This window comes from Bacillus sp. ISL-4, assembly GCF_018613275.1.
In the GTDB taxonomy this organism is placed as follows: domain Bacteria; phylum Bacillota; class Bacilli; order Bacillales; family DSM-1321; genus Peribacillus; species Peribacillus simplex_E.
Window position 1 is genome coordinate 67,704 of the sequence record NZ_JAGGQN010000015.1, and the last position, 26,696, is coordinate 94,399.

The 26,696-nt window shown below is 38.6% G+C and carries 25 protein-coding genes and 2 pseudogenes; 6 read left to right on the plus strand and 21 right to left on the minus strand.

Annotated elements, in window-relative coordinates; genetic code table 11:
* The first annotated feature begins 595 nt into the window (after window positions 1–595).
* The 4 genes from J7J00_RS14465 (at window position 596) to J7J00_RS14480 (ending at window position 4,292) form a co-directional block, all read left to right on the plus strand.
* Entirely contained in the window at window positions 596–2,086 is a 1,491-nt protein-coding gene (locus J7J00_RS14465; protein WP_214791591.1) for a DHA2 family efflux MFS transporter permease subunit, read from the plus strand.
* 314 nt (window positions 2,087–2,400) lie between these two features.
* Entirely contained in the window at window positions 2,401–2,982 is a 582-nt protein-coding gene (locus J7J00_RS14470) for a YitT family protein (protein ID WP_214791593.1), read from the plus strand.
* 183 nt (window positions 2,983–3,165) lie between these two features.
* Entirely contained in the window at window positions 3,166–3,624 is a 459-nt protein-coding gene (locus J7J00_RS14475; RefSeq protein ID WP_214791595.1) for a hypothetical protein, read from the plus strand.
* 260 nt (window positions 3,625–3,884) lie between these two features.
* Window positions 3,885–4,292, plus strand: a complete 408-nt coding sequence (locus J7J00_RS14480) for a DoxX family protein (protein WP_214791596.1) — start codon at window positions 3,885–3,887, stop codon at window positions 4,290–4,292.
* Window positions 4,293–4,402: 110 nt separating this feature from the next.
* Here the strand turns inward: J7J00_RS14480 and J7J00_RS14485 are convergent, their stop codons facing one another.
* The 12 genes and pseudogenes from J7J00_RS14485 to J7J00_RS14540 all read right to left on the minus strand — a co-directional run bounded on the left by J7J00_RS14485 (window position 4,403) and on the right by J7J00_RS14540 (window position 15,197).
* Window positions 4,403–5,038, minus strand: coding sequence for a class D sortase (locus tag J7J00_RS14485; protein ID WP_214791598.1), 636 nt, complete (start codon window positions 5,036–5,038; stop codon window positions 4,403–4,405).
* A gap of 1 nt (window position 5,039) precedes the next feature.
* Window positions 5,040–6,455 carry a processed acidic surface protein gene (locus J7J00_RS14490; protein ID WP_214791600.1) on the minus strand — a complete coding sequence of 472 codons (1,416 nt, stop codon included), beginning with the start codon at window positions 6,453–6,455 and terminating at the stop codon, window positions 5,040–5,042.
* Between the two features lie 871 nt (window positions 6,456–7,326).
* The gene (locus J7J00_RS14495; protein WP_214791602.1) at window positions 7,327–8,877 is read right to left on the minus strand and encodes an acyl-CoA carboxylase subunit beta; all 1,551 of its coding nucleotides are present in this window, start codon (window positions 8,875–8,877) and stop codon (window positions 7,327–7,329) included.
* A gap of 39 nt (window positions 8,878–8,916) precedes the next feature.
* Window positions 8,917–9,408 (minus strand): acetyl-CoA carboxylase biotin carboxyl carrier protein, encoded by a 492-nt coding sequence (gene accB, locus J7J00_RS14500; RefSeq protein ID WP_214791604.1) that lies wholly within the window; start codon window positions 9,406–9,408, stop codon window positions 8,917–8,919.
* A 15-nt stretch (window positions 9,409–9,423) separates the two neighbouring features.
* Complete coding sequence (locus tag J7J00_RS14505) at window positions 9,424–9,561, minus strand: hypothetical protein (protein WP_214791606.1); 138 nt, start codon at window positions 9,559–9,561, stop codon at window positions 9,424–9,426.
* Between the two features lie 57 nt (window positions 9,562–9,618).
* On the minus strand, window positions 9,619–10,974 hold the full coding sequence (gene accC, locus J7J00_RS14510; RefSeq protein ID WP_214791608.1) for an acetyl-CoA carboxylase biotin carboxylase subunit: 1,356 nt from the start codon (window positions 10,972–10,974) through the stop codon (window positions 9,619–9,621).
* 118 nt (window positions 10,975–11,092) lie between these two features.
* A pseudogene (locus J7J00_RS14515) lies at window positions 11,093–11,293 on the minus strand (electron transfer flavoprotein subunit alpha/FixB family protein); the annotation flags it as partial.
* Window positions 11,245–11,394 (minus strand): hypothetical protein, encoded by a 150-nt coding sequence (locus tag J7J00_RS14520; RefSeq protein ID WP_179891142.1) that lies wholly within the window; start codon window positions 11,392–11,394, stop codon window positions 11,245–11,247. The pseudogene J7J00_RS14515 and the gene J7J00_RS14520, both read right to left, overlap by 49 nt.
* 59 nt (window positions 11,395–11,453) lie before the next feature.
* A pseudogene (locus tag J7J00_RS14525) lies at window positions 11,454–12,594 on the minus strand (acyl-CoA dehydrogenase).
* Between the two features lie 139 nt (window positions 12,595–12,733).
* Window positions 12,734–13,516, minus strand: coding sequence for an SDR family NAD(P)-dependent oxidoreductase (locus tag J7J00_RS14530; protein WP_214791610.1), 783 nt, complete (start codon window positions 13,514–13,516; stop codon window positions 12,734–12,736).
* Between the two features lie 226 nt (window positions 13,517–13,742).
* Window positions 13,743–14,219: a 2,4'-dihydroxyacetophenone dioxygenase family protein gene (locus J7J00_RS14535; RefSeq protein WP_214791612.1), complete on the minus strand. Its 477-nt coding sequence runs from the start codon at window positions 14,217–14,219 to the stop codon at window positions 13,743–13,745.
* Between the two features lie 189 nt (window positions 14,220–14,408).
* Window positions 14,409–15,197 (minus strand): SDR family NAD(P)-dependent oxidoreductase, encoded by a 789-nt coding sequence (locus J7J00_RS14540; RefSeq protein WP_214791614.1) that lies wholly within the window; start codon window positions 15,195–15,197, stop codon window positions 14,409–14,411.
* A 143-nt stretch (window positions 15,198–15,340) separates the two neighbouring features.
* On the opposite strand from J7J00_RS14540, the gene J7J00_RS14545 reads away from it, so the two are divergent.
* Window positions 15,341–16,246 (plus strand): LysR family transcriptional regulator, encoded by a 906-nt coding sequence (locus J7J00_RS14545; protein WP_214791616.1) that lies wholly within the window; start codon window positions 15,341–15,343, stop codon window positions 16,244–16,246.
* Between the two features lie 94 nt (window positions 16,247–16,340).
* Here J7J00_RS14545 and J7J00_RS14550 read toward each other — a convergent pair whose 3' ends face one another.
* From J7J00_RS14550 to J7J00_RS14565, 4 genes are all read right to left on the minus strand, one after another.
* Window positions 16,341–17,021 carry a 3-oxoacid CoA-transferase subunit B gene (locus tag J7J00_RS14550; RefSeq protein WP_214791618.1) on the minus strand — a complete coding sequence of 227 codons (681 nt, stop codon included), beginning with the start codon at window positions 17,019–17,021 and terminating at the stop codon, window positions 16,341–16,343.
* A gap of 63 nt (window positions 17,022–17,084) precedes the next feature.
* Window positions 17,085–17,765 carry a CoA transferase subunit A gene (locus J7J00_RS14555; RefSeq protein WP_396020558.1) on the minus strand — a complete coding sequence of 227 codons (681 nt, stop codon included), beginning with the start codon at window positions 17,763–17,765 and terminating at the stop codon, window positions 17,085–17,087.
* Between the two features lie 319 nt (window positions 17,766–18,084).
* On the minus strand, window positions 18,085–19,374 hold the full coding sequence (locus tag J7J00_RS14560) for an MFS transporter (protein WP_214791622.1): 1,290 nt from the start codon (window positions 19,372–19,374) through the stop codon (window positions 18,085–18,087).
* Between the two features lie 116 nt (window positions 19,375–19,490).
* On the minus strand, window positions 19,491–20,546 hold the full coding sequence (locus J7J00_RS14565) for a TauD/TfdA family dioxygenase (protein WP_214791624.1): 1,056 nt from the start codon (window positions 20,544–20,546) through the stop codon (window positions 19,491–19,493).
* 480 nt (window positions 20,547–21,026) lie between these two features.
* Between J7J00_RS14565 and J7J00_RS14570 the strand changes: the two genes are divergently transcribed.
* Window positions 21,027–21,800: an SDR family NAD(P)-dependent oxidoreductase gene (locus J7J00_RS14570; RefSeq protein ID WP_214791626.1), complete on the plus strand. Its 774-nt coding sequence runs from the start codon at window positions 21,027–21,029 to the stop codon at window positions 21,798–21,800.
* A 127-nt stretch (window positions 21,801–21,927) separates the two neighbouring features.
* On the opposite strand, the gene J7J00_RS14575 is transcribed toward J7J00_RS14570, so the two are convergent.
* The 5 genes from J7J00_RS14575 to J7J00_RS14590 form a co-directional block, all read right to left on the minus strand.
* On the minus strand, window positions 21,928–22,875 hold the full coding sequence (locus J7J00_RS14575; protein WP_214791628.1) for an alpha/beta hydrolase: 948 nt from the start codon (window positions 22,873–22,875) through the stop codon (window positions 21,928–21,930).
* Window positions 22,876–23,054: 179 nt separating this feature from the next.
* Window positions 23,055–24,053, minus strand: a complete 999-nt coding sequence (locus tag J7J00_RS14580; RefSeq protein WP_214791630.1) for a TauD/TfdA family dioxygenase — start codon at window positions 24,051–24,053, stop codon at window positions 23,055–23,057.
* A gap of 168 nt (window positions 24,054–24,221) precedes the next feature.
* Window positions 24,222–24,803 carry an MFS transporter gene (locus tag J7J00_RS28085; RefSeq protein WP_286201361.1) on the minus strand — a complete coding sequence of 194 codons (582 nt, stop codon included), beginning with the start codon at window positions 24,801–24,803 and terminating at the stop codon, window positions 24,222–24,224.
* Entirely contained in the window at window positions 24,748–25,515 is a 768-nt protein-coding gene (locus tag J7J00_RS28090) for an MFS transporter (protein WP_286201362.1), read from the minus strand. Before J7J00_RS28090 ends, J7J00_RS28085 begins: the two co-directional genes overlap by 56 nt.
* 92 nt (window positions 25,516–25,607) lie before the next feature.
* The gene (locus J7J00_RS14590) at window positions 25,608–26,663 is read right to left on the minus strand and encodes a TauD/TfdA family dioxygenase (protein WP_214791632.1); all 1,056 of its coding nucleotides are present in this window, start codon (window positions 26,661–26,663) and stop codon (window positions 25,608–25,610) included.
* Window positions 26,664–26,696 lie beyond the last annotated feature (33 nt).

Below are 26,696 nucleotides of genomic sequence, written 5' to 3' on the forward strand. Positions count from 1 at the left end.
ATCCATGCAATCCAAAAAATAATGAAAAGGAAAATGCCTAAAAGTGATATTCATCCCTGCAATATTCAATTATTTCACCCCCTCAAAACATCTTTTTATTTGTTATGTTTTGTATTATAATTAACCAATACATTGATTGCAATAATTATTTTGAATATTTAAAAAATACTAATTCTCACATACGGAAAAGGCGTGATTTTTTTATCCATCACACCTTTTTATCAATTAACTATTTTTTAGTGAATACGAATGATAGAATGTTAAAGTATTTATACTTAAGTGGAACAATTTTTCTGATACGTAATAAGTATTATATTGGTGATTATTGTTCGAAGTATGATATACATGTAGAATGGATGTTAAACTGGGGGATTTCCTAAAAAAGAGAATATATCCTGGATATTGTCAAGTTAGTTGTTAATAAAGAATAAACGCCTCCAAAATCCGTGAATTGAGGTTAATCTACTTAAGATGGTGTATATCATTGGAAAATATAGGTTGGTTTACTTGAAAACTTCGCTTTAATTTCTATAATTTTTAAAAATAGCAGGCAGTACAATACGTACTACCCTAGCGGAAAGGACGTGCCATAATAATGAATCACGACAAAACAGCTATCACTAAAATTCGAACGGGTCCCATGTTTGCGGTGATGCTGGCTGGGGCTCTAGTCGCTTTCTTAAATCAGACATTAATTAATATCGCATTGCCTCAATTAATGAATCATTTTGAAATATCAGCTGCAACAGCTAACTGGCTTACTACAATCTTCTTATTGGTCAATGGGATTGTCATCCCTATCACTGCTTTCTTAATGGAACGTTTCAATACAAGACAACTATATCTTGCTTCGATGGGACTCTTCGCTTTAGGAACTTTCCTATGTGGTATTGCCCCCAGCTTCTCCGTCTTATTGATTGGACGAGTGGTTCAAGCTGCTGGGGCAGGGATTTTATTCCCTTTGATTACAAATGTGATTTTCACTTTATTTCCATCTAACAGACGCGGTTTCGCAATGGGCATATTTGGTATCGCGATGAATTTTGCCCCTGCTGTAGGACCGACGTTATCAGGATGGATTATACAAAACTACTCTTGGCGGGTTCTGTTTTTTGTCATTTTCCCATTTGCACTGCTTGACTTCATCTTTGCCATTTTCATCATCAAAAAAGTAGGGCAAACGAGTCGGCCTAAACTCGATAAAATGGGTGTAATACTATCAACTATCGGATTCGGCGGAGTTCTATATGGATTTGCTACTGGCGGTACCAAGGGCTGGGACAGTCCCGAAGTACTGACGATGTTCCTTGTTGGAGGAATCAGTTTAGTTTTATTTGTCTGGAGGCAATTTACTGTATCCCATCCTATTTTGGAATTTAGAATTTTTCGGTATCGGATGTTCACTTTAACGACAATTATCAACATCATCGCAACTATGGGTATGTTCTCTGGAATGATCATCATGCCAATCTATATGCAGAATATCCGTGGGTTTACCCCGATGGAATCCGGTCTAATGCTATTGCCTGGCGGGATTTTAATGGGAATCATGTCTCCTATCACAGGTAAGCTGTTTGATCGATTTGGTGCGAGATGGCTTGCGGTGAGCGGACTTGCCATCACTATCATTACAACCTATCTTTTAACGCGGCTTGAAACAGATACGTCCTATTCTTATGTGGTGTGGGTATATACTATTAGAATGTTCGGAATGTCGATACTGATGATGCCTATCTTCACAGCTGGATTAAATGAATTGGCACTTAGCCTAAATAAATATGGAACAGCAATGGTCAATACATTAAGAATGGTAGCTGGTGCTGTTGGCATGGCATTCTTTGTTTCCATCATGACAAACCAGGGAACGAAGCATGTTCAGGAAATCTTATCTCATAGGAACATATCACCAGATAATACATCACAAATGGCCATGGCCATTAAACAAGGTAGCGTAATGGGAGTGGATGATGCATTCATGATTGCAACAGGTTTGACCATAATTGCATTCATACTGGCCTTTTATATACGGCAAACTTCACCGCAAGAAGATACCATTACAAATCGCCTAACAAAAAAAAGAGCTTGAATAAACAAGGCTAAACTCAACCTATTTTCCAAGGTATAAAAATTCTATAAAACTGACTTGCCCCATTAAAGCCAAAAAAAGAGCCACTTTTTATGAGTGTCTCTTTTTTTGTCCAAATTACTTCATGTGCTCAAGGTGACGGCCTTCATTTTGATCCTGCTGCTTACTCGCATGCATCTAAAATTTCAGAACATCATTTGGGGAGGAGAGCCAACAATACACAAATAGCAATCGTAATTTCCAAACAGCTAAGTATATATTTACATTCCTCTCATATATTTTAAGATAATGATTTGGACAAGGGGAATGTTTTTATGAAAAAGTTTGTTACTCTGCTTTTTTCAAGTTTTTGCATTGGAGTAGGTCTTAACCTGTTTATTGTCCCCATTCATCTAATAAATGGGGGGATATTTGGAATAAGTTTGTTAATCAAATATGTTTGGGGAATCCAAGTTGGACATACAATGATCATGATCAACATTCCCATATACCTTCTATCTCTTCTATACGATAAGTCTTATTTCTTCAATGCCATCCTTGGGTTAGCTTTTACTTCAACCGTTATTGATTGGCTAACACCACTAAACGGTTTGGTTCATCTACCGATCATAACGAGTGCCATTATCGGTGGAATGACAATTGGGATCGGTGTTGGCTTTATGCTGAGACAACATATTAGCCCCGGTGGAGTGGATTTACTAGCACTATTAATCTCTAAAACCACAGCAACTAATCCTGGAATTATTATTTTTATTATTGATTCACTCATAGTAATTGCGGGAATTATTATATTGAATGACTTAAAGTTAATGTATTCACTCCTCACGATTTCCTGTGTCGGGATATGCGTCATTTTTATCAATTCTTTTAAGACAATAAACATTTTTATAAGATAAAGCCAAGTGGTGAACAGGGAAGCCTGATCAAGTATATCCCCCCTTTCGATATACATTTTGCTCGTGTTGCACCCATGATTTAGCACGTATACTCGTGTTTTCGCGCCGTTTACTCGTGAATTTTGGCTATTTACTCGTGAATTCGTGCTGCATCCATGATTTCGCACATTTACACATTTACTCGTGATTTCGCACTTTTTACTCGTGAGTTTGGCTGTTTTACTCGTGAATTCGTGCTGCATCCATGATTTCGCACATTTACTCGTGATTTCGCACCTTTTACTCGTGAGTTTGGCCCATTTACTCGTGAAATCAGCTTATTTACTCGTGAATCCATGCTGCACCCATGATTTCGTCAGTTTACTCGTGATTTTGCACCTTTTACTCGCGAGTATGGCCCTTTTACTCGTGAGTTTTTGCCATTTACTCGTGAATTCAGCTTATTTACTCGTGAATCCGTGCTGCCCTCTTGATTTCGCACGTTTACTCGTGAGTTTGGAACATTTACTCTTGAGTTTTGGCCATTTACTCGTGAATTTAGCATGTTTACTCGTGAATTCGTGCTGCCCTCTTGATTTCGCACGTTTACTCGTGAGTTTGCGCAGTTTATTCGTGAGTTTTGGCCATGTACTCGTGAATTAAGCACGTTTACTCGTGAGTTTGGCCCATTTACTCGTGAATTCAGCATGTTTACTCGTGGGAGTGGATTTCTGAAATCATCTGAATACTTTTTAAGAAAAACTGCAGGCAAACTCGCTTTTCTTCGAGTTTGCCTGCATTCGTGGCGCGATTCTTATTAAAGAATCGCCCTTCGACTGTTGAAGTTCATAATATAGAGTGCATTAAAAAAAGGAAAGTGGAATATGATTAAAATGTCAATCTAAGGGAGGGAATGAGAATATATGAAAAAAGCAAAAATTATATATTGGATTTTCACAGTACTTTTGGTGGCACTAATGGTTTTGGGTTCTATTCCGGATATAATGTCTGTTCCCGATGCAGTCGCTTTATTTAATCATTTAGGTTATCCTACCTACCTCCTACCCTTTATTGGAATAGCCAAATTATTAGGTGTCGTGGCAATACTAATTCCAGGTTTCCCGAGAATTAAGGAATGGGCTTATGCCGGTTTTGTATTTGATTTGACGGGTGCTATGTATTCAAGCATATCAGTGGGCGACCCTGCCAGTGGATGGCTGCTTTTCATTATCGGATATATATTGATAGCCGGCTCTTATATTTACCATCATAAAATATTAAAATCCGCTACATCGAGCACTTTGAGCAATAAGGATAGCTTAACAATATAATAAATTGGCAACAATCACGTCTCATAAAAGAAGAATTGGAAATTAAAAGAGTCCCGATAAGGTTTACCTTATCGGGACTCTTTTTTTTGAACATAAAAAGTTGCTTATTATTAACTTACTTTTTTTGAAAACAAATAAGCGACCAGAATATAGCGTTCAGGTGCCGCCCCGATATAATCAAAGGGATAACAGGTACTGACGGTTAGCGTTGCCCGTGGCTTTGGTACGATTACGGTTCGATCATCCTCATCCACAATTCGAACTTTGTTGACTTTGTATGTGAACTCGCCTGCCGATGTTCTTACAATCAACAAATCTCCTTCGCCAACTTGCCCGAGTTTACGGAATACCGTATCTCTATGACCGGAAAGAACGGAATTGTCATTTTCCCCTGGTAGTACACTTCCTGCAAAGTGACCAACGCCTTTTTCCAATTCATCCTCGTTTGTGCCATGGAAAATAGGGAGTTTGGCTTTTAGTTTGGGTATATACAGTTCCCCGATTTCTTCACCCGTTTTAGGGCGGACAGGATATAGCTCTTTCTTTGTTGTTTTTTTACTTATTGGTTCACTACTTGGTGGTTTCTGTACAGTTTCATTCACTTGGCTACTTGGAGTATGAGTCTTGTAAAGAAAGTAGCCTTTTGCAAACTTATACATATTGGATGTGGAAAACCAAACCCCAAATAAAATGATGGCAATTGTACAAGAAAGCAGAAGCAACCGCCTTTTCTTTAATTGTTTCATATTAAGCTTTCCTAATTCTTCGATACATCAAGCTTCCGAACAAGACAATGCAAAGTCCTAAAAGGGCATTAGGGATATAATCGGAAGCGGTATTTGGCAGTTTAGCCCCTTTTACAGTTTGATGTTCCGATTTAGTATGAGTGCTGATCTTTTGTTTTACTGGTTTAGCAACCGGTGCCTTTTCAATAGTCTTTTGCACCTCTTTAGCAGATTCCTTTATTTGCCCGCCTGCATTGGTAAGAGTATCAGAATCGACCATTTCACCCGTTATTAAAAGATCAGCCAAGAACTTCCCATCAGTAGAGTATATTGATATTTTCAGGTTTGCACCTTTCAGTTCTTCCAATTTCATTAGATCCAAAAGTGATACAGGTGATTCCGAGCCACTTTTCACAAGTGAATAGGATACATTAAGCTTAAAGATGGAAAGTAATTCTTCATAGATTGATGCCATTTCAGCTATCTGTTCAGCTGTAAGCTCGGTTGCTACATCAAATTCCTCAAAAGCCATCATGCGGTTGCCTAATTCTTCAAGTTGCTTGACTGTTTCCGGATTGGTAAGATGCTCCTCCAAAGACATTAAGTGGTCTTCAAGCCTCTGTAGTTCCTCTTCCGTTAAACCGAGTTCTTCCTCGAAAATAGGAAGGAGATCTTCGACAACTTCACCATCCATCCCCCCACCAGTAAGGTTCCAAACAGTTTCTTCAAGATTATCTATGTATATATAATCGTTAATATCTTCACCATTTTCTTCCAACAATTGAAGCACCGCTTGTTTATCCAATCCATAATTTTCATTAAAATAATCTAAGTTGCTTAGGTCTGCCTTAATGACGTCACCTAAGAATTCGCTAAGCTCATCGACAGATTCGAATTCTTCCGTGCTAAAATCATAGTGTTCCAATGACGCTTCGATATCTTCTTTTGTTACTTCGAAGCCTCTTTCCTTGCTAACCTTGGCTAAATAATTGACAAGTTCTTTGTCAAAGTTTGGATCGCGTTCAAAATCGCCCTCTTCTGCATAGAAATAAACAGCTTCATCGAGGTCCCAGATAAAGATATAATCGTCTAGTTCTTCGCCATTTTCATGCAATAGTTGAATTAGGCTCTCATTAGTTAGATTATAATCTTCATAAATGGCATCTAAATTACTTAAATCTGCCTTAATAACTTCGCCCAAGGCTTCTTTAAGATCATCAATAGATTCAAAGTTATTAATACTTTCATCGTAATAAGAAAGAGATGTTTCAAGATCATCCTTCGTCACTTCAAAACCCCTGACAAGGCTTACCTCTTTTAAATACTTTGTAAGTTCTTGCTCAAAATTTTTGCTTGGTGCTGCCGATGCCGATGCTAATTGCGGGAATAAGCTAATTAACAACGCAAATGAAACTAAAATGGTCCACAGTTTTTTCATACTTTTCTCCTATTCATAACATTTCATATGTTTCTAGAAAATTATAAGGTAATAACAATAATTTAACAATGAAGTTATTTTTTCCAATAAGGGAAAATGGCTATTTCACTTACTTTGCTACCAAACTTTTTAACAGCATATACCACTGTTTGCGGTAATCAAGACGTATTTCTTCCTATTAATATATCGATTACAAAAAGAGGGGTTAAAAACACCCCGGCTCCTGTGCCTCCAGATAAAATAATTATTAATATCGTATGCCTACTAAACATAACTAAAGTGAAATAATCCGAAAAATAATGTTTGAGGGGTAGTTGCTTTTTGTAGGGCTTACTCAAGTTCTTTTGCGGATTCTAATATTTTCTCTTTCTTGTTCTCCTGCTTATTCATTACAAGAAATTTACACACTTTTATATTATTGCTCTCTAGTAAAGCCCCCTCCCCCTTAAGGTTACATCCATTACGAAAAATAAAAACGCAAATCCTTACGTTTCAAGGATTTGCGTTTTGTTTGATTTATAGCGTTAACCTATTAAATTTTACTGCTTCCTTCACTAATCATAACTTCAACATCTATCTCCATCAGCATTTCCGGCATTGCAAAACCACTTACGATCAAGCCGGTACTGCAAGGATCAACATCTTTAAAATTTAAACCGTATGCTTACTACCATAAAAGACTACCTGTTTTTCCTTCCTGTTCTTCCATTTTAAATCCACGCCAACCTTTTGCAATAATTCCTTGCTGGGATGCTATTTGCTATCGCTCTCTCCCTTCTATATCATTTTACGGTAGGCGTTTTTTCATTTGTCGTCTTCACACGTTTTTCTTCTATTAATATAGGTAGTTCATAAACCATTTAGAAAAGGTTTACAAAGGAATATTTCCATGCCTTTTCTTAGGTAATGCTTTCTTCTTGTTTTTTAGCATTTCCAATGCACTAGCGATACTTTTTCTCGTATCCCTCGGGTCAATTACATCATCAACAATGCCATTAGCTGATGCGACGTAAGGATTGGCAAACCGTTCGCGGTATTCGTTGATTTTTTCTTGCTTAAAGGCATCCGGATCTGTACTTTCACTAATCTCTTTTGCAAAAATGATATTGGCCGCACCAGCTGGTCCCATAACCGCAATTTCTGCATTAGGCCAAGCAAATACTAAGTCTGCCCCGATTGCTTTACTGTTTAAGGCAACGTAAGCCCCACCATATGCTTTTCGAAGAATCACGGTAATTTTGGGAACCATAGCTTCCGAATAGGCATATAAAATTTTCGCTCCATGCCGGATGATCCCTCCATGCTCTTGTTGGATTCCTGGGATAAAGCCACTCACATCTTCAAATGTAATTAATGGAATCTTAAAGCAATCACAGAATCGGATGAATCGAGCACATTTGTCAGATGAATCAATATCAAGACCACCTGCCATCATCTTCGGATTATTTGCGATAATACCGACTGTATCGCCGTTTATACGGCCAAAGCCAACTACAATATTTTTGGCAAATTTCGGATGAACTTCCATAAAATTTTGATCATCGACAATTAAATGAATCACATTACGCACGTCATAAACCTTCGTACCATCAATCGGGACAACATCAAGAAGTTCATCGATTCTTTCATCTAAAGGAATTTTATTTACTGGCTCTTTGTAAGGTGGATTTTCTTCATAGTTTGATGGCAAGTAGCCAATTAATCTCCTGACTTCGTTTAATACGTCTTCTTCTGTTGGTCCAGTAAAATGGGCATTTCCACTTATTGTGGAATGAACGGACGCACCACCTAAATCCTCACTATTAATCTTTGCTCCCGTTACCGACTCAATTACCTTTGGACCTGTGATAAACATTTGACTTGTTTTTTCTACCATGAAAACGAAATCTGTAATCGCAGGAGAATAAACAGCCCCCCCAGCACAAGGTCCCATAATCACGGAAATTTGTGGAATTACGCCTGAATACATGGAGTTCCGATAGAAAATGTGTCCATATCCGTCTAGTGATAAGACACCTTCTTGAATTCGTGCTCCACCTGAGTCATTTAACCCGATTATAGGTGCTCCATTTTCTGCTGCTAAATCCATGATTTTGGTAATCTTCGTCGCATGCATTTCGCCAAGTGCTCCCCCGAAAACAGTAAAATCTTGAGCAAAAAGGAAAATAAGGCATCCACCAACCTTACCGTATCCTGTAACAACCCCTTCTCCTGGAGCCTCCCCGGATCCATATTCAAGGCCGCGATTTTCTATGAATGGGTTTATTTCAACGAATGTCCCTTCATCCACTAATATTTCGATACGCTCTCTAGCAGTAAGCTTCCCGCGATCATGCTGGGCATCAATCCGTGCATAACCGCCCCCCAGCTTTACTTTTTCCCGTCGTTCTTCCATGATCTCGATTTTATCGAACATATCCATGCTGTGAGTCCACTCCTATCAGTGTTTAAATTTTATTGCTTATGCTGTTTTTACGAGGAACAAGGGCTGGCCATATTCAACAACCTGACCACTCTCCACAAAGATTTCAACAATTTCACCACTAACTTCCGCTTCAAGCTCATTCATAAGCTTCATGGCTTCCACAATACATAGCACTGTGCCTTCTTTTATTTGATCTCCCACTCTTACATAGGCATCAGAATCAGGTGATGGAGCCGTATAAAATGTTCCCACCATTGGGGAAGTAATTTTATGAACCGATGTGTCCTCAGTAATTGTCGATAGTGTTTGTATTTCTTCCTGCTTTTGAACGGGAGCGGCTTCCACTTTCACAGGTGCGACAGCAATAGTCGTTGGGACTTGAGTTTCTTCGATAAGCGCTGTTTGTCCGACATTCATTTGTTTACTAATCGTTATTTGCTGATCATTTTCACCTTTAATCGTTAATTCTCCAATTGAAGAACGGTCCACTGCTCGAATTAATTCTTTAATGTCATTCATTTTAAACATGAGGAAACACTCCTTCTACAATTTAATTTCTGTTATTTTTTCTTTACTCATTTCAGATTTCTTAGGATCTATGAAATCTCCACCCATAGGTTCAGTCCCGATTATCCGGCCATTCTCATCAACAATTACAAAAAATTGTTTTTCCAAATCCATTACCTCTTCTCTTTACTAAATGCTCTAGTGCCACTGAATACTTCAAATCACCACTAGTTACTTAGTGGAAACTGTTAGATCATTCATCTCTAAAAATTTCGTGTTAAAATTACCAGCTTTAAAATCCGGATGTTCTAATAAGCGAAGGTGGAAAGCGATTGTTGTATCAATTCCTTCAATGACGAACTCGCTTAAGGCTCGCTTCATCCTTGCCATTGCTTCTTCACGATTTTTTCCATGTACGATTAATTTGGCAATCATCGAATCATAAAATGGTGAGATCGTATATTCTGGATAAACTGCGCTATCGACTCGGATTCCAAATCCACCTGGAGGTAGGTATAATCCAATTTTCCCAGGGGATGGCATAAAGTTTTTATCAGGATTTTCTGCATTAATCCGGCATTCGATCGCCCAACCATTGATATGAATATCTTCTTGTTTGACAGATAGCCTATGACCTGAGGCAACAAGTAATTGTTCTTTGATTAAGTCTACTCCTGTTATAAGTTCTGTAACTGGGTGTTCAACTTGAATACGGGTATTCATTTCCATAAAGTAAAAATTTTTATGTTTATCTAGTAAAAATTCAATCGTACCTGCCCCCGAATATTGTACGGCCTTCGCGGCTTTTAATGCCGCCTCTCCCATTTTCGTTCTTAGTTCTTCATCAAGTGCAGGGGATGGCGCTTCTTCAATTAGCTTTTGATGGCGTCTCTGGATTGAGCAATCACGTTCCCCTAAGTGCACGACATTGCCAAAGGAATCACCCATAATTTGGATTTCAATGTGTCGAGGCTCTTCAATGTACTTTTCTAAATAAACACCTGCATTACCAAAAGCTGTAGCTGCTTCTTGCTGCGCCATTGAAATCGCATTTTTTAACTCCTCCTCGCATTTAGCAACCCGCATCCCTTTTCCACCACCACCAGCAGTGGCTTTAACAATAACGGGATACCCGATACTTCTTGCTGTAAACACAGCTTCCTCAATATCTTCAATAATCCCATCCGTACCTGGAACAATTGGTACGCCAGCGGCTTCCATCGTTTCTCTCGCTACCGCTTTCGCCCCCATCTTACTGATTGCCTCAGGTGATGGTCCAATAAAAATGATATCGTTTTGAATACATATATTAGCGAATTCTGCACTTTCTGCTAAAAATCCATAACCAGGATGGATAGCATCTGCATGTGATACTTGAGCAACAATTAATAAATTGGTCATATTCAAGTAGCTCTTAGATGATAGGTGTGGCCCAATGCAATAGGCTTCATCTGCTAGTCGTACATGCAGAGCTTCACGGTCTGCTTCAGAATATACAGCGACCGTAGATATCCCCATTTCCTTACACGCCCTAATCACACGGACAGCAATTTCTCCTCGATTAGCAATAAGATCCTTTTTAAACATATAGGATTTCCTTTCCAAAAGTTTATTATTGTCTATCAATCACTCCATTGATAGCAGATTTATTGAGAAGAGATGCACTTATTAATCAGGAGCAGTACATGTTCTATCCCGGATTCTTTTAAGAATTTATTAGTACTTTTTTAATTTCTTTCGTTAGAGGCAGGATCACCTCAAACAAATCCCCCACAATACCGTAGTCCGCTACTTGAAAGATAGGGGGCTCGGGATCTTTGTTAATCGCAACGACAACTTTAGAGTTAGACACCCCGGCTAAATGCTGAATGGCACCTGAAATTCCGCAGGCAATGTACAAATCAGGGTTTCACCTAGCACATCCGCCAATTCTTTTATTTTTCCTTTTTCCACTGCCATGCTGTAAGGCTCTAACTCATGCCCAAGCAAATCTTTCACGTTTGACAAGCCCATTCGCCTCTTTTTAATAGATTACATTCCTGTTTTTCGTTAATTTTGAGTTTTTTCTATGCTTTAAGCAGATTTCCGGCAATAACAAGACGCTGAATCTCTTGCGTCCCTTCATAGATTTGGGTAATTTTAGCATCTCTCATATATCGTTCTACCGGGTATTCCCTTGTGTATCCATATCCGCCAAATACTTGAACAGCCTCCACCGCTACTTCCATGGCGGTGTCTCCAGCAAATAGTTTGGACATTGCAGAATGAAGTCCGTATGGAATTCCTTGTTCCTCACGCCATGCTGCCTGATACGTCAATAAACGGGCTGCTTCGATTTTTGTGGCCATATCGGCTAATTTGAATTGAATAGCTTGAAGTGAGCTAATCGGTTTGCCAAATTGGACGCGATCCTTTGCAAATGCTACAGCATTATCAAATGCTCCTTGAGCTATTCCAACAGCTTGGGAAGCGATTCCGTTCCGACCGCCGTCGAGAGTCATCATGGCAATCTGGAACCCTTCACCAACTTGGCCCAAAAGATTGTCCTTTGGAACGCGGCAGTCCTCAAAAATGACCTCTGTCGTGGCGGAAGAGCGAATGCCCAGCTTTTTTTCCTTCTTTCCTACCGAGAAACCTGGGAAGCCCTTTTCCACAATAAACGCAGAAATGCCTTTATGCTTTAGTGCCGAGTTGGTCTGTGCGAAAACGATATAGGTGTCGGCATAGCCTCCGTTGGTGATAAAAATCTTCGATCCGTTCAAGACCCATTCTTCTCCGTCTAGAACGGCTGTTGTTCTCATTCCACTGGCATCAGATCCGGATCCAGATTCCGTCAAGCAATACGCACCCATGTTTTTTCATTCCGCCATGGCCCGCAAATATTTTTGCTTTTGATGTTCCGTTCCAAACTTGAAAATCGGCCATCCGGCTAACGATGTATGTGCGGAAAGCGTGGTCCCAATTGAAGCGTCCACCCGCGACAATTCCTCCACCGTAATCACATAACTCAAGTAATCGGCACCTGCACCTCCGTACTCTTCTGGCCAAGGAATGCCGCATAAACCAAGTTCCGCCATCTTGTGCCAAATCTTGATATCAAAGCATTCCTCTTCATCACGTTGACCGGCAGTAGGTTCACATTCGTTTAGAGCAAACTCTCGCACCATTTTTTGCATCATTTGATGTTCCTGATAATAAAAAATTCATCATTAGTCCCCTTTTTTGATTTTGTTATTCCAAACAAAATATCTTCTAAAAAACTATGTAAGCTATTTGCCATCGTAAATCTATAAAGATAATACTTTTAAAAACTCCAACCCTTTCAAGGATAGAACTTTAATGCTATTTACACTTTTTGTTCGATAAGCTTTCGGGTATAGATGGTTACCCATTTCCTTGGCAGCAATCCCACAGATTTAGCCATGAGTTTATTTTTAAAGCCTGGAATGATCACCGTTTTATTCTTCATTAACCCTTCAAATCCGCACTTGGCAACAGCTTGCGGTTCAATTAAGTTCTTAATGAAAATTTTTGTTCTTGTTGAGGCCAAGCCTTGCGTGAGCGGCGTTTTGGTAGAAGGGGGACATAATACAGAAGCTTGAACTCCGGTTCCTTTAAGTTCTTCCGCAATTGCTTCCGTAAAGAATAAGACGTAAGATTTGCTGGCCCCATACATCGACATCCGTGGAGTTGGCTGAAAGGCCGCTGTTGAAGCCACGTTTAAAATTTTACCTTGCTTTCGTTTCACCATGTCATCCGCAATAAGTCTAGTTAAATACGTGAGCGAAATCATGTTGAGCTTCAAATATTCCATTTCTTTTTGAATATCCAATTCCGTCATCAACCCTAATCCGCCAGCTCCAGCATTATTAATCAAAATATCGATGTCGATTCCTTCGCTTTTCAAGTATCGATGCAAGCTCTCTACCGTTGTATGCCTACTCAAATCGCCGGCAAAAGTATTCACTTGCACGCCATGTTCCTTTTTTAGACTCTCGGCTTGTTGTTCCAACAACGCCGAATCTCTGGCAACTAATACCAAGTTATAACAATGCTCTGCAAAAACTTTTGTGAATTCATATCCGATCCCTTTTGTAGCACCAGTAATCAAAACCGTCTCTACTGTCATTTATTATTATTCCTCCCAACATTATTGTCTGTTAAGTTTGAATATTGGAAATTGTAAAAATATTATTATGTTAATGATTATACTTATAAGTATTAATAAAATAAAATTAAAAATATTAATTTGTAAATTATTATGACTAATATTTAAAATGAAAAAGCCCAGAAAAAAAGAGAAGCCTCTTCGTCATGTGGACGCCGGACTTCTCCTTTTTTCATGAATCTAACTATCAAAATTTAGTCACATCAATAGGTTCAATTCCTTCAGCCGCGCAATGTTCATAGTATTTTTTCAGGAATGTTTCCCAATTGTCTCTGGCAAGAATTTCTCCTTCTTCACCCAAATAGTCTAATGTTCCTTCTACAATATTGAAGGTGATAACATCTTCATCCCCTACAGCTATCGGCGTATGTTTGGAGCCTGCAGGCTCATAAACCATGTCACCTGGTTTGGAAATCCAAGGCTCCTCGAGATATCTCCAAGTCCCTTGGACGGTATATACAATGACTGTTCCAGGATGGAAATGGGCCGGAAGCTGCATTTTCGCAGGAACACATAATAAAGTAATCGTCTGTCCTGTCACAGGGTTGGCTTTAAGCAATTTAAATTTAGAATCTCCAAAATAAGGAATCCAAGGCAATTCATCTACACTAACATTACCTGCATGAAATACTTCTACTTCTTTTACATCTTTTAAATTACTCACTTAAAATCCCCTCTTCCAATAAAATATTTAATAAATTCGTATATTGTTATCGCTTTCATCAGCAAGCAAACTAACTAGTTTGAATTTACTAATTTCAGTATATTTGTAATTATCAGTTAAGTAAAATTGATATTTTTTAATTGCAATTAAGTATGATTAATTTACTCAACCCCGTTATTTGGATGAAATTTACTTAGCCCCAAGTCCACCATCAAGCGTCAAAATTTGTCCAGTACAATAATCAGATGCTGCTGAAGCAAAGTAAAGGAGTGCACCTACCAAATCATTGTCACTGCCTAATCTTCTAACTGGAACTTGTGAGGCAATGAAAGGGCCTGCTTTGTGTACAAGTGTTCCCGGTATTTCTGGGTTATTCATTCCTGTAGTGAAAACTCCAGGAGCAATTGAATTTACATACACTCCATGTCGTCCCCACTTAACTGCCAGATCCTTCGTTAAAGTCATGACTGCACCCTTACTAGTTGTATATCCGACAGAATCTACAGCTTCCGGGTCAACACCTTTAAAGCCGATACTAGAAGAAATGTTAATGATTTTACCGTTTTCGTTATTAATCATATGTTTACCAACTGCCTGACACATCAAGAATGTTCCTGTCACATTTGTATCCAGCATAGCTTGCCATTGTTCTAAAGGCATATCCGTAGCAGGAGACTCAAAAACTGTTCCGCTGCCGTTGACTAAAATTTTGATTTCCCCAAAATGAGAAACCGCTTTCTCCACACCTTGAACGACAGATTCCCGATCTGTGACATCCAATGATAGAGCAATTGCCTGTCTTCCTAACGCCTCGATTTCTTTTACAACTGCTTCGCAAACCTCTAAACGCCGTGAACATACAACAACGTTTGCTCCGGCTTCTGCCAACGCCAGTGCCATTACACGCCCTAACCCGCTGCCGCCTCCGGTAACGATTGCTGTCTTACCATTTAAATCAAACAATTGGTTCAATGACATTCTAGTTCTCCTCCTGTTTTTAGAATATTCAAAGATTTTAAAATATTATTGATATTGATTATACTAATAAATTATAATTAAATAAAATTAAAGATTTTAATCTGTAAGTAAGTATTACTAATATTTAAAAAAGGAGAATAGTCATGAATATTGAACAATTACTATATATCGTAGAAGTCGCAAAATACAGTTCTCTGTCTATCGCAGCACAGAATCTACATGTGACTCAATCCAACATCAGCCAGTCCATAACCAACTTGGAAAAGGAGCTGGGGATTAAAGTTCTTAAGCGGTCACGGGGACAAGGCGCTGTCCCAACCGATGAAGGAAGAATCATTCTGAAACTCGCCTATGAAGTACAAAAAAAACTTGAGGAAATAAAAGTGACTGCTAACTTATTGAATTCCACGGAAGTGGGGGAACTAAAAATATCGTCATTACCCGGATTGATGACGTTCCTGGTAAAAGCGATAGCATCGTTTAGACATGATTATCCGCACGTGAATTTGGAGGTTGCCGATAAAAGTGGATCTGCTGTAATTGAAGATGTTCGACAGCATAAGACTGACATTGGACTGATTACGTATTCACGTGATTTGAACATAAACATGGAAGGAATAGCTTTTGATGCATTAATCGAAGGTAAGCAGAAAGTATATGTTTCTAAGCATTCTCCCTTAGCCATTCTTGGCACTATAACTCCGCATGATATACTTGATCAAACTCTCGTTACATATAAGGGTGAATTTATGCAGTATTTTATACAAGATTTCTTTCAGAAATATAAGCCCTTGAAAATCTTATTTACTTCAAATAATATGGATGGAGTTCTCCAAGCCATCAATGAAAACTTGGCAATTACATTTGCTCCTGATTTCGTAATGAAAAACTATCCCCTTATCATTAATGGCGATATCGTTCCAATTGATTTGGTGTATCATCCGACTGTAAATATTTCTTTAGGATTAGTTCGATCAGAGAATAAACATTTGTCCACTTTTGCCAACAAATATATTCATTATTTAAAATCAGAAATAATTAAGAATTAAAAAAGAAAAAAAGAGAAGGTTCTTCGTCTCAAGGTGGGCGAAAAAGCTTCTCTTATTACAAATCTATCTCTACCCTAACAGGAATAAGCAGTGTTTACCTTGTAAAAGAAGTCTTTTGGCGATCCCCTTTACCACATGTCAAATTGGCGCTGATCGTAAAGGAAGCCTCCGTCTTTTCTATCACTTCATCAAGTGAAACACCTTCTTGAGTTTCCACAAGAATCATTCCCTCGTGAGTAAAATCAAAAACAGCCAAGTCAGTAATCAGTCGATTTACAACCTTTTGACCTGTCAATGGAAGGGAACAGCTTTTTTTGATTTTGGATTCATTGTACTTATTGGTGTGCTCCATTATGACCACAATTCTTTTGGCACCATGGACAAGATCCATCGCACCTCCCATCCCTTTGACCAATTTTCCCGGGATCATCCAATTTGCCAAGTCACCTTGTTCGGAAACCTCCATACCTCCCAAGATAGCCAGATCAATGTGTCCCCCACGAATCACGGCAAAGGACTCAGCACTGTCAAAGAAAGATCCACCGATTACCGCTGTAACCGTTTCTTTCCCTGCGTTAATAAGATCAGGATCTTCCATCCCTTCAACTGGATAAGGTCCGATGCCAAGCAACCCATTTTCAGATTGCAATAATACATGTAATTCTTTCGGTATTTCGTTCGCAAGTAAAGTAGGTATTCCAATTCCTAGATTCACGTTCATCCCATTTTGAATCTCTTGAACCGCACGCTTAATGATTTTTGTCCTAGTATCCATACTGTTAATCCTCCTGAAAAATTGCATTGTAATTTTTGCTCTAAATTACCCTTTAAAGGTAAGTTAAGTAGGGATGACGGTACGGCGTTCAATTCTTTTCACATAATTTCTCCCTTCCAATATCCTTTGAACATAGATCCCAGGTGTATGAATCTCATCCGGATCAAGAGCACCCACTTCAACCATTTGCTCCACTTCGGCAATCGTAATCCTGCCTGCCGTTGCTGCGAGTGGATTAAAATTCCGCGCTGTCTTCCGGTAAACCAGATTTCCTAACGGTTCACCTTTCCATGCCTTGACGAAGGCAAAATCCCCAACAATTCCTTCTTCAAAAATATGCGTTCTGCCATTAAATAATCGGTGCTCTTTACCCTCTGCAATCGGTGTACCCACGCCAGTCGGCGTATAGAATCCAGGGATGCCAGCTCCTCCTGCCCGAATTCTTTCCGCCAGTGTACCCTGGGGAACAAGCTCTACTTCCAATTCTCCACTTAAAAATTGCTTTTCAAAGATCTTGTTCTCACCTACATAGCTTGCCACCATTTTCTTAATCTGTTTATTGGCAAGCAGTAAACCCAGTCCCCAATCATCCACCCCACAATTGTTACTGACAATCGTTAGGTCTTTAGTTCCTTTTTCACGCAATGCTAGAATTAGATTCTCGGGAATTCCCAACAGACCAAACCCACCAACAATGATGGTTGTACCATCTTGAATATCTTGAATTGCTTCATGAAATGTTATGTTTAACTTTCCTTGCCCAGCCAATATTTTCACTCCCTGTATTATTAACTTAATTGTTAGAATTTTTTTATTATGATGTAGATTACACTATAAATATTAATTAAATAAAATTAAACTTTAATTTATTAGTCCTCCACTTCAATATGATCATCAGCGTAAGTCTCGGATATCTTATCCTGACAACTCCAGCACTTACTGCGATTTCGCTCCATAATGGCTAATTCCTCATGACACAATACACAACTGTCCATCTCAGAAACGGCCTTTTCATTTTTACACATAGTCCTATTTCCCTCCTTGATTCACCTATTAATGATTTTTATACAATAACTTGTTCCTCAGATTTTATCGTTGTTTGACTTCGGTTCGCGGGACGGACAATGGTCCAAAACAATAATCCGATTACGAACATAACCAAAGAAGTTACATGGAAGCCATAACCATATCCAATTGCCTCAGTTCCTGCATACTGGATAAGATACCCGAATATGAGCGGAGCAATAATGCTTGTTGAACTTGATAGAGCCACATAGGCCCCTTGAGCCTTTCCAATGTTTTTGGTAGAAAAGAAGTCCATAAATATGGCGGGTGCGAGTGAAAGAATAACAATCGCAAAGCCCGGAGCAAGGATAAAGAATAGAATGGAGATAGCACTAGAATTAAAGGCATTTGCAAGAAATAAGCAAATAGCGGATAGCACCATCGTAATCCCTGCAACATTTATTCGTGCTTTACGAATATCTCCTGTTTTGCGATAAAGCCGATCCGATAACAAGGCAAATACAATTTGGCAAATGGCTGCAAAAAGAAAAGGTAAAGACACTGCAAGTTTTAACTTTTTTCCATCAAAATGTTGAATTTCGGTAAAATATGCAGGAAACCATACCGCTTGAACGGACAATAACCAATAGGCACAACCTGCACACAAAACAGTAAAAATAAAATTTTTAGATAAAAGATACGGAAGAAACTGACGCCAAGAAACATTAGAAGAAATTACTGAGTGCTTATCTTCTTGATCAAAAGCATACGAACCGATTTCTTTTGGGCTTTCTTTACCAAGAATCAACCATAAAACTAGAACCATTAGTCCAACAATCCCCATTGCTATAAAAGCAGATCTCCATCCATATGCATTGATCAAGGAGATTAATAATGGCGAAGCAATCGCGGGCCCGATTGTTGCTCCAAAGAGAACAGCACCAAAGCCTATACCATGTCTATGTTTAGGGAACCATTTTCCTATTATTGAAGTTGATATAGCAACGGCAGGACCTTCCCCTGCTCCCAAGACCATTCTTGTCACTACTAGCAAAGACAGACTGGAAACAAAAGGTGTGGTAAATTGAACAATCAACCATACAAACGAGATCCAAGTAAACATTTTTTTCGTATTTCTTGAATCGGCCATTCCCCCTAGAATGAAAGAGGAAAAGGTAAAGAACCAAAAGAACGAACTGCCGACCATTCCCCATTGTGAAGGACTTAAATGTAACTCTTCCATTAGAGGAACAGAAACCAAACCAATGATAATTTTATCAACCTGGTTGATCATGCCTGAAGCTACAAGAATTAATAATATGATCCAAGAATATTTAGGTGTTTTCAAATTAATAATCTCCCCTTCTATTCCGTTAACATGAATCAATTGGTGTTTTAAAAGTTTTTAAAGGTAAAATCTTCCACGTTCAACCTCATCTAAACTCTTTATATTTATAAAACCCATTACCTCATTTTTTCTGTAATACCTCCAGCTGTTTTTTCACGTACAGGAATACCGCCGCGACCCGCTTTCCCTGTTTTCTCATCAATGAACATCGCGAAGTCTGGCGCAATTTCTCGCCCATTTGGCATTGTGAGCCACAATCTTAATAAATGACGTTTGCGTTCGGGTTCTTCATAGTCTTCGTATACAGTACGTGAATGAAGAACAGTATAATTATTAACAAATTGCATATCACCTGGTTCCATCATCATATCAATATGCATGTTTTCATCATATAGGAGGGAATCTATTAAGTCATATGCTTCAGTTTCAACTTTTGACAAATATCTACCTGTTTTCGCTTGTGCCGATTCGACATATCCTCGATTATATCTGCAGCTTAATTTACCTTCGTAATAACTAAAGACTGGTGATGAATAAACAGGAGATTCACCTGGTGTTTCCTCACCACGACGATCCAAGAAATATGGAAGATAGAGAATTCCAAGATATTCTGGGTACCTATCCAGAATTTCATTGTAAATCGCAATGGAACTTACGATACTACTGTAACCGCCAGATTTAGCTTTTCGAAGACTTAATAATCCGACTACGTCAGATCCATCTGGGTGAAAGGGAAGATGAGCATTCGTTTGGTAACCACGTACATTTGAATCATTAATGTTGAGACCTTGGTCAACAACATGTCCTAATAAATCACCTTTTGCGTTTTGCGTTACTGGGATGCCCAGGTGGACTCCGAGACCCCAGTAAATGATGCTTGCTTCTTCATCTGTATACTTTTCAATTGGTAAGCCACGAATTAATAGAAAACCTCTTCCATTTTCCAGCTCGTCTATAAAGTAGGCTATTTCGTCAGTAAGATCCGGAATTGGAAAGTCCTCCTTGTTAAAATCAGGTGCCTTTAACCCTATTTGTTTTGCATGGAATAAAGCGCTTTCAAGATCTGCAATCGTTTTCTCTGACAAATAATAAATCCATGAATCATCTTTAGCTAAATCAATACCTTTCCAAGCTACTGGTCCTTGAATTTTTTCCTTTAAAATAGACGTCACCGAGAATCCTCCTTCGTTTTCTATTGCAATTTTTTAACTATAGTACCTAATGAAAAAGTCTGGGCTGTTTTCCTACTTTTAAAGCGACTGCCCACTATCTTTCAAACCCTTATACAAACATTTATTGCTTAATAAATGATGTTCCTTGTTCCCCCTTTATTTTCACGAAAGCGCTTTATATAACTTCTGACTGTTATAAATGTTATTCTGTTAATTATATTCATAATTTTCAGTTAAATAAAATTAAAATTTTTAATTTGCAAATAAACTTTACTAATAAATGGAAAATACAACACCCTTATACATGCAATTTTACAACACTTATCATTATATTAATAAAACTTATGTGCAATTTAAAATCTTTAATTTTATATAATTATCATTTATAGGTAGAATCAAAGATAGAAATGATTAAATATTCTAATAAACCACTTTCAAGCAGAGTCTTATACAAGTTAATTCGAAACAGGAGGTTGAACTATGGACTTAAAATTATCTGGAAAAAAAGCACTTATCGTTGGAGGAAGCAGGGGGATTGGCAAAGCTATTGCCCGTCAGTTGGCTTTGGAAGGTGTGGATTGTACGATTTGTTCAAGAAACGAATCTTCACTAAAGAATGCAGCAGACGAATTGGCCAATGAAACCAACAGAAATATTTATCCAATCGTGGCAGATACTAATGATCCTGACTCTATCCTAAATTTAGTTAAAAAATCAGCAGCAGAAATGGGAAGCATTGATATTTTAATCAACAGTGGAGCCCGTGTTGGAGGTCATGAATCAGAGGAATTTAACAGCATTAAAGATGAACTTATCTTGAAAGATTTTGAAGAAAAGTATATGGGCTATTTTCGTTGTGTCCGGGCTGTTGCTCCTTATATGATCCAAAATAATTGGGGACGTATTATCAATATAAGTGGTCTGGCAGCTAGAATTGGCGGCAATTATTTTAGTTCCGGTCCTCGTAATGCATCTGTTGTCCATATGACAAAATCCGCTTCATTAGAATTAGGAAAGCACGGAATTACTGTCAATGCTGTTTATCCAGGGATTGTCGATACTGAAACGTTTAGAGGCCGTGTCACTAATGAGGAAGCTATACGCCAGGCAGCATCAATGAATGCCCTCGGCCGCTTGATTACACCAGAGGAAATTGCTAATGTCATTACCTTCCTAGCCTCACCTTTGGCGGCATCGGTAACTGGCGATGTCATTTCGGTAACCGGTGGAATTGGAAATACCGTTTATTACTAAATGCCTAGGGGTGCTATTGTTACTGTTTCGTTGATATCAATAATTTCTATTTTTAAAATTAAATAGGTTATTTTAAAAAGCGAGCCTCACTAAATTCTGAGGCTCGCTTCATTTAGAACATTTTCTTTCAATCTATCCCTATTGTATATTTTAAGGAACTCAAGAACTTCTCGATCCTAGAAACAGTCAATTCTATGTTCTTTGAGAAAATGGCCATTTGTACAAAAAATCCGTGGACCATCCCGGGTTCACATTCATATTCAACTTGAACACCAAAATCTTTCAGACGTTCAGCATAGGCCATTCCTTCATCCCGAAGTACATCATTTTCCGCTGTAATAACAATTGCTGGCGGGAGACCACTTAAATCTTGAGCGACCAAGGGGGAAGCATACTCATTACACCTGTCCTCATTATTCCTTAAATAATGATCACGGAACCAAATTAACTGTTCGCGATCAAGACCAAATCCTTTTGCAAAGGTTCGATGGGATTCCGTATTGAACTCAAGATTTGTAGCAGGATAGATTAAGACCTGTGCAGTGATGTTTGGACCTTTTTTGTTTCTCGCCATCATCGTAACTACAGTCGCTAGATTTCCACCTACGCTATCCCCTCCAACTACCAATCGAGAAACTTCTCCGTTAAATGAAGTCCCTTTTTCAAAAACCCATTGCAATGCGGAATAGGCGTCTTCTACTGGAGTCGGAAACTTATACTCTGGAGAAAGACGATAGTTTACGGATACAACAATACTTTCCGTTCGATTCGCTATCATTCGGCAGCTTGCATCCGTTGATTCAAAGTCTCCTAGTACCCATCCTCCACCATGGTAGTAAATAAATAGAGGGAAAGGACCTTGCCCTTCCGGTATATATACCCTACATTTGATTGTTTCATCCTGGCTTACCGGAATCATGAAATCCTCAACTTTTGAAAGCGGTTCTAATTTTACAGCAGGACGCGGTGCTTTAGAAAGCATCTCTCTTACTGACTTATGATCCATCGTATGAATAGGTGGCAGCTGATTAAATGCTTGTAAATATTTTTCTGCTTGCGGATCTAAATTTGCCAAAAAACATCATCCTCACTTCAGGTTATTTTTAAATTACCCAGTCTATATGCGAAACCATTATTCCTGTCAAGAAACTCTCACTTCAAAATAAAAAAAATAAAATGGTGATTTCATTCATCATTTTCGTTGAATAAAATCACCATTCAAGAATTATTGGTGATTATTATTACCACCGGTTTTTATCTAATTACAGGTGCTCCTCCTATATAAAACTCGAAACCTGGAGCAATTTTTCGGCCATTTGGCATCATGAGCCACAATCTTAATAAATGACGTTTGCGGTCATCTTCTTCATAATCTTCAAATAGTGTACGTGAATGAAAAACGGTATAATTATTAACGAATTGCATATCACCCGGTTCCATCATCATATCAATATGAAAGTTTTTATCAGCAGTAAGGGAATCTACAAAATTAAATGCTTCGATTTCCTCTTTTGACAAAGAGATACCTGTTTTTGTTTGTGCTGATTCGACATATTGACGCATATATCTGCAGCTTAATTTACCATCGTAATAGCTAAAGATCGGTGATGAAACTACTGGAGATTGACCTGGTGCTTCTTCTCCACGAAGATCATGGGCGAATGGACGAAAGAGAATTTCAAGGTACTCAGGGTGATTATCCAGAATTTCATTATAGATAGACAACGCACTAGCGATACTGCTTAAACCGCCAGATTTCGCTTTACGAAGACATAGTAATCCGACAACATCAGCGAGATCTGTGTGATAGTCAAGACGTACATTTGTTTGGTAACCTCTTACTGTTGTATTATCATTAAAGTCTTTACCCATGTTTTTGATATGCCCTAAGAGGTCACCCTTTTTTCCTTGGATGATCGGTAGGCCCAAGTGAAGTCCAAGACCCCAGTAAATGATACTAGCTTCATCGTCAGTATATTGATCCATTGGTAATCCACGAATCAATAGAAATCCTCTCCCATTCTCCAGCTCGTCAACAAAATAAGCAATTTCATCAGCGAGATCAGGAATTGGGAAATCCTCCTTGTTAAAATTGGTTGCCTTTAACCCTATTTGTTGAACATGTAATACAGCCTTGTCAAGAGCTGCAAGGGTTTTCTCTGACAAATAATAAATCCATGAATCATCTTTTGCTAGTTCGATACCTTTCCACGCTGAACGCCCTTGAATTTTTTCCTTTAAAATAACGGACATACATATTCCTCCTTTATATTTGTTATATCGCCGTAATTAACTGAATATTTAGAATTCATTATTTATGGCACACTTATTATTAATTAAATGAAATTATTATTTGTAACTTATAATTAAGTTAGATCAATATAATCTTACTAAGAATCTTTCAATCTACGTTTATATCTCTTAAATTCTCACTTTCTCATCTGTTTCAATTATTGTGTGGCTTTCCTTTGCGGGACGTACACCGATCCAAAACAATAATCCGATAATGAGCATTCCTAAAGAAGAAGCTTGAAATGCGTATCCGTATCCGATAGCTTCAGTCGCTGCATTTTGAATAAGATAGCCAAATACGAGTGGAGCAATAACACTTGTAGTACTCGCAAGTGCAATGAACGTCCCTTGTGCCTTTCCAATATTCTGGGGAGAAAAAAACTCCATCAATATTGCGGGTGCGAGTGAAAGAATGACATACGCAAAACCCGGAGCAAGGGTGAAGAACAATATGGACATCGCCGTGGAATTCGCGGCATTTGCTAGGTATAAGCATAGAGCGGATAACATCATCGTTATACCGGCAAGATTTATTCGTGCTTTACGAATATCTCTGGTTTTACGATAGAGCCGATCTGATAGAATGGCAAATCCTAATTGGCAAAAGGCTGCAAAAAGAAAAGGTAAAGACACTGCTACTTTTAATGTTTGACCATTAAAATGTTGAATTTTGGTAAAATAGGCTGGAAGCCATACCGCTTGTACGGTCAATAACCAATAGGCACCCCCCCCCGCACAATACGATCAGAATAAAATTTTTAGATAATAGATGCGGAAGAAACTGACTCCAAGAAACTTTAGAGAGGCTGGATGATTGCTGCTCCTTTTGCTGTATCGACGGCCAGCCGATTTCTTGAGGACTTTCTTTACCGAAAATCATCCATAATACCAGCACAATCAGTCCCAGAATGCCCATCGCTATAAATGCAGATCTCCATCCATAATGATCAATCAAGGAGATTAATAATGGTGAAGCGATCGCAGATCCCCCTGTCGTTCCTAATAGAACCGCACCAAAGCCGATGCCGTGCCTATGTTTCGGGAACCATTTTCCCATGATTGCCGTGGATAGAGCGGGGGCAGGACCTTCACCAGCTCCCAAAATCATTCTGGTTACCAAAAGCATAGACAAACTGCTAACGAAAGGGGTGAAAAATTGAACTATCAACCAAATTAACGACATCCAAGTTAACATTTTTTTCGTGTTTTTTGAATCGGCCATGCCGCCAAGAATAATAGAGGAGAAGGTAAAGAACCAAAAGAAAGAACTTCCTACGACTCCCCATTGCGATGGACTTAAATGTAACTCTTTCATTAAAGGAACGGAAACCAAACCAATAATTATTTTATCCACTTGGTTGATCATCCCGCTAAGAACTAGGAATAATAAGATAATCCAAGAATATTTTGGAGTGCTTGTCATGTAAATCTCCCCACATTTTCCTATATAAGGAACACTTTTTCCGAACTCTGAAAAAGTGTTCCCACTCGTTCTTATAAACGTTTTATAAAAAATCACTTCAGGGTTTCTACAATACCGCCAGATGTTGTTTTACGTTGCGGTACGCCGCCGCGACCTGGTTTACCCGTATTCTCATCAATAAACATCGCGAATTCCGGGGAAATTTCCCGACCATTTGGCATCGTAAGCCACAATCTTAAAAGATGACGTTTGAGTTCCGGCTCTTCATAGTCTTCGTATTGAGTACGTGAGTGAAGAATCGTATAATTATTGACGAACTGCATATCCCCTGGCTCCAACATCATGTTATAATGTAAATTCTCATCATGAAGGAGGGAATCCAGTAAGTCTAATGCTTCAATTTCCACTTTTGACAATTGGATGCCTGTTTTTGCTTGTGCTGATTCGATAAATAAACGGACATATCTACAGCTCAATTTACCATCATAATAATTAAAGATTGATGATGTAAATACTGGAGGTTCTCCCGGCGCTTCCTCTCCACGACGATCAAAGTAAAATGGACGACAGAGAACTCCTAGATATTCCGGGTACTTCTCCAGAATTTCATTGTAAACAGTCATCGAACTGATGATACTGCTGTGACCTCCAGATTTCCCTTTTCGCAGACTTAATAATCCAACAACATCAGATCCATCAGCATGAAATGGAAGATGCAGTTTCGTTTGGTAACCACGTACATTAGAATTTTCTAAGCTAAGACCTTGATCTTTGACGTGCCCTAAGAGGTCACCATTTGCGTTTTGCGATACTGGAATACCCATGTGAAGTCCGAGGCCCCAGTAAATGATGCTTGCTTCTTCATCCGTATACCTTTCAATAGGTAATCCACGAATTAATAGGAACCCTCTCCCATTCTCCAGCTCTTCAACAAAATAAACGATTTCTTTATATATATCAGAAATCGGAAAATCCTCTTTGTTAAAATCAGGTGCTTTTAAACCCTTTTGTTTAACATGAACTAAAGCGTTCTCAAGCGAGGCAATCGTTTTTTCAGACAAATAATAAACCCATGAATCATCTTTAGCCAGGTCAGTGCCTTTCCACGCTACTTGCCCTTTAACTTTTTCCTTTAAAATGGTTGACATAATTAATCCCCCTTTAATAAGTTGGTTTATTTC